At 71.3% G+C, this 7,017-nt stretch carries 9 protein-coding genes and 1 pseudogene; 6 read left to right on the forward strand and 4 right to left on the reverse strand.

The window, feature by feature from the left end; all coding sequences use genetic code 11:
• On the reverse strand, nt 1–205 hold a 205-nt coding region (locus ABD308_RS28680), incomplete at its 3' end, for a DUF397 domain-containing protein (RefSeq protein ID WP_344340622.1).
• The gene (locus ABD308_RS28685; RefSeq protein WP_344340629.1) at nt 202–1,047 is read right to left on the reverse strand and encodes a DUF5753 domain-containing protein; all 846 of its coding nucleotides are present in this window, start codon (nt 1,045–1,047) and stop codon (nt 202–204) included. The genes ABD308_RS28685 and ABD308_RS28680, both read right to left, overlap by 4 nt.
• Nucleotides 1,048–1,350: 303 nt before the next feature.
• On the opposite strand from ABD308_RS28685, the gene ABD308_RS28690 reads away from it, so the two are divergent.
• Together ABD308_RS28690 and ABD308_RS28695 are read left to right on the forward strand one after the other, a co-directional pair.
• Nucleotides 1,351–1,785, forward strand: a complete 435-nt coding sequence (locus ABD308_RS28690; protein WP_344340634.1) for an ATP-binding protein — start codon at nt 1,351–1,353, stop codon at nt 1,783–1,785.
• Nucleotides 1,782–2,060, forward strand: a complete 279-nt coding sequence (locus tag ABD308_RS28695; RefSeq protein WP_344340640.1) for a hypothetical protein — start codon at nt 1,782–1,784, stop codon at nt 2,058–2,060. Before ABD308_RS28690 ends, ABD308_RS28695 begins: the two co-directional genes overlap by 4 nt.
• Nucleotides 2,061–2,067: 7 nt before the next feature.
• On the opposite strand, the gene ABD308_RS28700 is transcribed toward ABD308_RS28695, so the two are convergent.
• Entirely contained in the window at nt 2,068–2,898 is an 831-nt protein-coding gene (locus tag ABD308_RS28700) for a class I SAM-dependent methyltransferase (RefSeq protein ID WP_344340647.1), read from the reverse strand.
• On the reverse strand, nt 2,895–3,581 hold the full coding sequence (locus ABD308_RS28705) for a TetR/AcrR family transcriptional regulator (RefSeq protein WP_344340653.1): 687 nt from the start codon (nt 3,579–3,581) through the stop codon (nt 2,895–2,897). The genes ABD308_RS28700 and ABD308_RS28705 overlap by 4 nt, the downstream gene beginning before the upstream one ends.
• 69 nt (nt 3,582–3,650) lie before the next feature.
• Between ABD308_RS28705 and ABD308_RS28710 the strand changes: the two genes are divergently transcribed.
• The 4 genes and pseudogenes from ABD308_RS28710 to ABD308_RS28725 all read left to right on the forward strand — a co-directional run.
• A complete protein-coding gene (locus ABD308_RS28710; RefSeq protein WP_344340659.1) occupies nt 3,651–4,766 on the forward strand; it encodes an FAD-dependent oxidoreductase in 1,116 nt (371 codons plus the stop codon).
• A gap of 43 nt (nt 4,767–4,809) precedes the next feature.
• Nucleotides 4,810–5,871 (forward strand): right-handed parallel beta-helix repeat-containing protein, encoded by a 1,062-nt coding sequence (locus tag ABD308_RS28715; protein ID WP_344340664.1) that lies wholly within the window; start codon nt 4,810–4,812, stop codon nt 5,869–5,871.
• Nucleotides 5,868–6,617 carry a GNAT family N-acetyltransferase gene (locus tag ABD308_RS28720; RefSeq protein ID WP_344340670.1) on the forward strand — a complete coding sequence of 250 codons (750 nt, stop codon included), beginning with the start codon at nt 5,868–5,870 and terminating at the stop codon, nt 6,615–6,617. The genes ABD308_RS28715 and ABD308_RS28720 overlap by 4 nt, the downstream gene beginning before the upstream one ends.
• A gap of 159 nt (nt 6,618–6,776) precedes the next feature.
• A pseudogene (locus ABD308_RS28725) lies at nt 6,777–7,017 on the forward strand (hypothetical protein); the annotation flags it as partial.

Consider the following 7,017-nt stretch of genomic DNA (forward strand, 5'->3'; position numbering starts at 1 on the left):
GGAACTCCCCGGCGTGGACCCCGGCCACGAAGGCGAGCCACGCATCGCCGGAGAAGGCGAGCGCGGGGCCGTCGGCATCCTTGCTGTCGCGGACCAGAACAGAACCGCTCAGCTGCCCGAACTCCACGCAGTTCTCGTTCGGGTTGCTTGCACTGGCCTTCGTCCACGTGACCGGCAGTGCGGAAGCGATGGGGTGGTGGCTCACTTGAGCTGGTCTCTCTTCTCTCGGATGACGTTGAGGGATTCGCCGAGGCTCAGGGCGGTGGCCATGATCTCGTCGAAAGCCGTTCGGTAGAGATCGACGTGACCAGGGCTCTCCACCCAGTTGCTGGCGAGCATGTCGCTGAGCAGGACGAGGTCCAGATCGCGCTGCCGGAATTCCAGGAGCGTGAACGGGCCGCTCATCCCAGGGTGGGGAGGCGCGTATGCCGGCATGATCTGGATACTGACGTTCGGAAGGTCGCTCCATTGGATCAGCTTGTCGAGCTGGTCGACCATGACGCCGTCGGGAGCTCTCATCGTCAATGCCGATTCGTGGATGACCGCCCAGAGTTTGAGCGGCGCCTCGGTCCGGGTGAGCACCGACTGGCGGTTGATCCGGACATCGACCCGGGCCTCGACGCTGGGTGTGGTGAAGATGCCGCTTGAGATGATGGCGTGCGCGTATCGACGGGTCTGAAGCAGGCCGGGGATGTAGGACGACTCGTACGACTTGTTGCCGATCGCGGTCTCTTCGAGCCTGATCAGGTCGTGGTACAGCGAGTTGAGCTGGTCGAATCCGGCGGCCCAGCCCGGGCGGTGCTTGTCCCGGAGGATCTCGACGAGCACTTCCTTGAGTTCGGCCTCGCACTCATAGAAGTCGAGGAGCTTCCTGACGACATCGGGCTTCAGCTGGACCCTGGCGTTCTCGTACCTGCTCAGCTTCACCAGGTTGACGCCCTCGACCTGGGTCGCGACCTCCTCCGCCGAGAGGTTCCTCAGCTCGCGGAGCCTCCGCAGTTCTGCCGCGATGCGCCGGTAGCGCACGGCCGGTACGGCAATTGCCATGTCTGTAGCCCCTCCTGAGTGGTGCGTAAACCAGTGTGCACGGTCACGGCTGTGCTCCGCCACCGCCAACTCGGCTACAGGGGAGGCGCCTTGCACTAGAGAGTGAAAGTTTTCATATTTGCTCGACATGACTTGCGTCCGAGCCATCGCCTACCCCATGCTCATCGTGACGAGAGTATGACTCATCGTGACGCCCGTGTCTGGCGTCTTGCTCTTGTCCGTGCTTCACGGCTGACCGCCGAACGTCTTCACCCCTGCATTGGTCGCCGTGACTGGAACTTCTGTGCGGAAGGCGGCTCCCCCATGCCTGGTTTTCCCCCATCTGTCCGAAACGTCAGCTGCTGGCTGCCTCGCAGCACGCGGTCGCCGGCGGAGGCGCGTCGATGCCTCGAACGATTGCTCGGTGGCGTCCTCGGCGGCGAACGCTTCATCGACACCGGCCTGTTGCTCGTCAGCGAGCTGGTGACCAACGCCGTGGTGCACGGATCGTCGCGGGACAACCGGGTGCTGCTGGAGCTCTCCGCCGATCCGGTCCGGCTCCGGATCGAGGTTCATGACGCGCGCGGGGACCGTGCGCCGATCCTGCGCGGCGCCGACCGGGACGATGAGTCCGGGCGCGGCCTCATCCTCGTCAAATCGCTGTCCGCACAGTGGGGTTGCTGCCCACGGGAAGGAATCGGGAAGATCGTCTGGTGCGGGATCGCCCCGGCGCCGGCCTGCGGGGAGGGGGCGGCGTGAAGGAGGACCGGCTGGTCACTGTCGAGATCACGGGCGGCATCATGCCGCCGACGACCTACGTGCTGCTCCCGAAGGCGCTCACCGCACTCTGGTCCGCCCTTCGGTTCCGGCCGGTGAGCCGTCCGCAGTGGGAGTGGTTCGAGCGCTGTCTGACTGGGCCGTGCTCCGAGCGCCTCGTGCGTGAACACCTGGACGGTACCGGGCCGTTGTCGCTGCCGGTCATTCTTCCCGACAGCGTGCACCACCTGCGCGTTCGGTGGGCCGGCAGCGATTGACCACGGCTCACCGGTGCCAGATGAACACCTCGGTGCTGGGCTGGCGTTCCGAAAAGAAGCCGGTGGGCGAGGTGTTGCGGAGGAGGGCGCGGAGGTCGGTCTCGAAGGCCGGCAGGCCGGGGCCGAGCAGGTGCGGAGTGGAGGAGGAGAGGGAGAGCACTCCGGCCACGACCTGGTCGGCCGTCCTCGTGAGGGCGTGGCCGCCGGGGACCACGAGGCGGTGGGGGCCGGTGAAGCCCGCCGCGGCGAGGACCGCCGCCTCGTCGCCGGGGGTGCCGTGCGGCAGGAAGCCCCGCCCAGCGCGGCGGACCGGGCCGAGGTGGTGGCGCACCAGGTCGGCGACGGCGGCGTGGGGGACTGGCGGGTGGGGGAGGCCTTCGGTGGGGCGGGGCTCGGACTTGAGGTCGGAGAGGTGGACGAGTGCGCCGCCAGGGCGGAGCAGTGTGCGCGTGGTGGCGGCCACGAGCGGGCGGTCCATCCAGTGGAAGGACTGGCCGAACGTGGCCACGTCGAAGTCGCCGAGGTCGTGGGGTAGTTGCTCGGCGGGTGCTCTGACCCAGCGGCACACCCCGGTCAGCCCCAGCTCCTCGGCCCCGTGTTCGGCCTCGGCGATCATGTCGGGGTCCGGGTCGACGCCGACCACCTCCGCGAAGTGGCCGGCCAGGTCCAGGGCGAGCGTGCCGGGGCCGCAGCCGACGTCGAGGAGGCGGCCCCGGCCGTCGAGGTTCAGCGCCTCGGCTAGTGCCGTCACCAGGCCCGGGGCGTACGGAAGCCGGCCCCGCCGGTAGTGCGCGGCGGTGCCCGCGAACAGGGTGTCGTCCCACCACGTCCCGTTCACGACGACCCGCTGACGCGGGCTTCGATGCCGTCGAGGAGGTAGCCGAGGCCGGTCCGGAAGGTCTCGTCGGCGTCCAGGTGGGGGCCGTCGTGGACGACCGTGGCCAGCGCGGGGTAGCGGCCCGTCGCGAAGGCACGGCGCAGATACGGCCCGAACGTGGCCTGCCACTGGGTCTTGTCCATCCCGCTGGTCCGCTCGGCGCGGCGTTCGGTGATCTCCCGGCGCACCGCGCCGATCACGTAGGCGTTGACCGCGGCGATCGCCGGTACGGCGGTGGCCAGGTCGACGTCGCTCATCGCGGCCGCCACGGCTTCGCCGCCGGCCAGGGTGTGCGGTCCGAGGTGCGGTCTGCCGCCGATCAGGTCGGCGAACCATTCGTGCCGGTGGGCGGCCTGCCGGGTGGTGTCGGCGAGGGAGTGCAGCACCTCCCGCCAGCTTTCGCCGACCGGCCGGATCTCGGCGTGGACCGCGTCGACCATCAGGTCGAGCAGCTCGTCCTTGGTGGCGATGTAGCCGTACAGCCGCATCGGCCCGACGCCTAGCACGGCCGCCACCTTGCGCAGCGACACCGCCTCCAGGCCGTCCGCGTCGGCCAGTCCGATCGCCGCCCGGACGATCCGCTCCCGGCTCAGCGGGGCGGGCGCCGGGCGGTCCGGCGGTTCCGGCCTCTCCCACACCAACATGCCGCCACCCTACCGTCGGTGGAGCGATACAGTGTATCGACTGATACAGCGAATCGGCTGGGGGGAACCATGACCATCGCCATCGTCGGAGCCGGCCTGGGCGGCCTGCTCCTCGCCCGGGTGCTCCACGTGAACGGCATCGACGCCGTCGTCTACGAGCGCGAGCCTTCGCGTGGCGCCCGCGCCCAGGGTGGCATGCTCGACGTGCACCTCGAAACCGGGCAACGGGCGCTGCGCGAGGCCGGTCTGATCGACCGGTTCCACACGATCGCCCGCCGCGCGGGCCAGGACCTCCGGCTGCTCGAACCGGACGGCACCCTGCTGCTGCGGGAGGACACGCCCGATGACGCCCCGCTCGACCGTCCGGAGGCCGACCGTGCCGATCTGCGTGACCTGCTGCTCGACTCCCTCCCGGACCACGCGGTGCGCTGGGGGCGCCGGTTCGAGTCCGCCGCCGACGGCCTGCTGCACTTCGCCGACGGCGGCAGCGCGCCGTACGACCTGCTGGTCGGCGCCGACGGCGCGGACTCCAGGGTCCGCGCCCTGCTCACCGACGCCCGGCCGGCGCACACCGGCCAGAACGTCGTCGAACTCGGCATCCCCGACATCGACCGGACGCACCCCGACCTCGCGGAGATGGTCGGGCGTGGCAACTACTGGGTGCTCGGCGACGGGCGGTCGCTGTCGGCGCAGCGCAACGGCGACGGCCGGGTCCGCGTCTACCTGAGCTTCCACCACACCGCCGAGGACTGGCTCGCCACCAACGGGATTCCGTTCGGCGATCCGGCGGCCGCCCGGGCGCGGCTGATCGACCTGTTCGGCGACTGGCACCCACGGTTCGCCGCGTTGATCGCGGCCTGCGACGACACGGTCCTGCCGCGGCCGATCACCACGCTCCCCGTCGGCCTGACCTGGCCGTCGACGCCGGGTGTCACGCTGCTCGGCGACGCCGCGCACCTGATGCCGCCGGTGGGGCAGGGCGCCAACATGGCGCTGCTCGACGGCGCCCTGCTCGGTCTCGCGCTGGCCGCGCACCGGGACGACGCTCCCGCCGCCGTCGCGGAGTACGAACGCGAGATGTTCGAACGCACCGCCGCCGCCGGGAGGCTGTCCGCGCGCATCCAGGACGTGCTCGCCTCGCCGGACGCCGGCCGGCAGATGCTCGCCTTCTTCCAACCCGGGTGAAAATCGCCGACCATGGCGAGACAGGCGGACTTTGGGAGGTCCCGTGTCCTCGCGTTCCGTGCTCCTCGCGGCCGCCGCAGCGGCCTTGCTGCTCGCGCCCGCCGTCGGTCCCGCCGCTGCGGCGCCCGCCGAACAGACCGTCGACGTGTCCACGGCCGCCGAGTTGAGGGCCGCGCTGGCGGCGGCCGCGCCCGGGTGGACGATCCGGCTCGCGGCGGGGGAGTACCACGGCTCCTTCGTCGCGCAGCGGGCCGGGACGGCCGCGCAGCCGGTCACGCTCACCGGCCCGCGCACCGCCGTGCTCGTCAACGACGGGCCGTCCGGCTCCGCGCCCTCCTGTCCGGTGCCGACCGCCGGGTGGGACTCCGGGTACGGTCTCTGGCTCTACGGCGCGCCGTACTGGAACCTCGGCGGGTTCACCGTGCGGGACTCCAAGAAGGGCGTGGTGCTGGACGGTTCGCCGCACGTGGTGATCGACGGCCTGTACGTGCACCACGTGGAGGACGAGGGCGTGCACTTCCGCCGCTCCTCCGCGGACGGGGTGCTGCGCGACTCGGTGGTGGAGTACACCGGCCGGGCCCAGCCGGGTTACGGCGAAGGGGTCTACCTCGGCTCCGCCAACTCCAACTGGGCCTGCCACGGCAACTCCGCCGGCGCGGACCGCTCGGACCGCGTGCTGGTCGAGAACAACCGGATCGGCCCGTACGTCACCGCCGAGGGGATCGATGTGAAGGAGGGCACCTCGGACGGGGTGATCCGGGGCAACACCTTCGACGGGCGCGGCATCAGCGGCCAGAACTCCGCCGACTCCTGGGTGGACGTCAAGGGCGTCGGCTACCTGATCGAGGGCAACCGGGGCACCTTCGCCGTGCCCGGCACCTTCGCCAACGGCTACGAGACCCACAACCCGGTCACCACCCCGTCCTTCCCGAACGGTTGCGGGAACACCTGGCGCGCCAACACCTCGGACCTCGGCGGAGTCGGCGCCTACGCCATCAGGATCACCTCGGTCTCGGCCTGCGCGGGCCGGCCCAACGTGGTCCACGCCTCCAACACCGTCACCGGGGCGACCGCCGGCCTGACGAACGTCCCCGTCACACCGTGAGGGAGATCGTTGGCGGGGAGGACCTGCGGGCGTGCTGCCGGGGCGACGCGCTGTGCGTGTGGGCGGCGCGGGGGCTGGACGGGCGCGGTCGGGCGTGGGCGAGTGACGACCGGCGTGCGGTGGTGGTGGCCGGAGCGGCCCTGATGGCCCGGGAACGGCTGGTGGTGTGGGGAGCCCCCGACGCCGCGATCCCGTTGCTGCGGAGGGTGATGGCCCGGCTGGGTCCCGACTACCGGCCGCTCGGGGACCGCGCCCTGATCGACGCGGTGGTCCGGGAGATCCCGGGGCTGGCGGCGGCGGGCCCGTTCGGCTGGATGGACCGGCACGGCTTCGCGGGTGACGGTCCGCCGGTCGTCGGCGAGGAGGCGGCGTGGCTTGAGGAGGGCGCGTGGGGCGAGGTGGAGCGACTTATCGACACGAGCTTCCCGAACTCCTACGCCAAGCCGGGGGTGCCCGGCGTCGAGCGGTGGGCGGGCGTGCGGGACGCCGCGGGCCGGCTGACGGCGGTGGGCGCGTTCGCCTGGTGCGCGCCCACGATCGGTTTCCTGTCGGGGGTGGCCGTGCGTCCGGAGGCGCGTGGGCGCGGATTCGGACGGCGGGTCGGCGGGTTCCTCGTCGCCGAGGCGTTGCGGACCCACGGGGCGGTGGCGCTGATGGTGGACGACTGGAACCACGCCGCCGTCCGGCTCTACGAGGGCATGGGGTTGCGGTACCGGCCTCTCGGCGCGGCCAGGCCCCGTCCGTAGGCGAAAGTCTGGCGGTAGGTGATCGAACTCGATCGGTCGTCGACGCTCCGTGATCATCAGATCTCGATCTGCTTACAAGTGTTTGAACGATGGACAGATCGTGTGGCTGATCTGATTGACTCGCGAACCTCTTCCAAACGGAACGGAGCGTTCACGTCCATGCCTTCACGGATGCGCGGCGGTCGTCGCGGCCTGGCCGCCGTCGCCGGACTCGTCCTCACCGTCGGCCTCGCGCTGACCGGGTGCGACCCCACCACGGGTGACACCGCCACCACGGCGGCCTCCTCGCCCGCCCCCGTGGCCGCGGTGACCACCCCGGTCGCACCGCCCGCGCCGGCGACCCCGACGCCGGAGGCGACCACGCCGCCGGCCGAACCGCCCGCCGCCCCGCCGGCCGTGA

It is taken from the genome of Kitasatospora putterlickiae (assembly GCF_039527695.1).
Classification (GTDB): Bacteria; Actinomycetota; Actinomycetes; order Streptomycetales; family Streptomycetaceae; genus Kitasatospora; species Kitasatospora putterlickiae.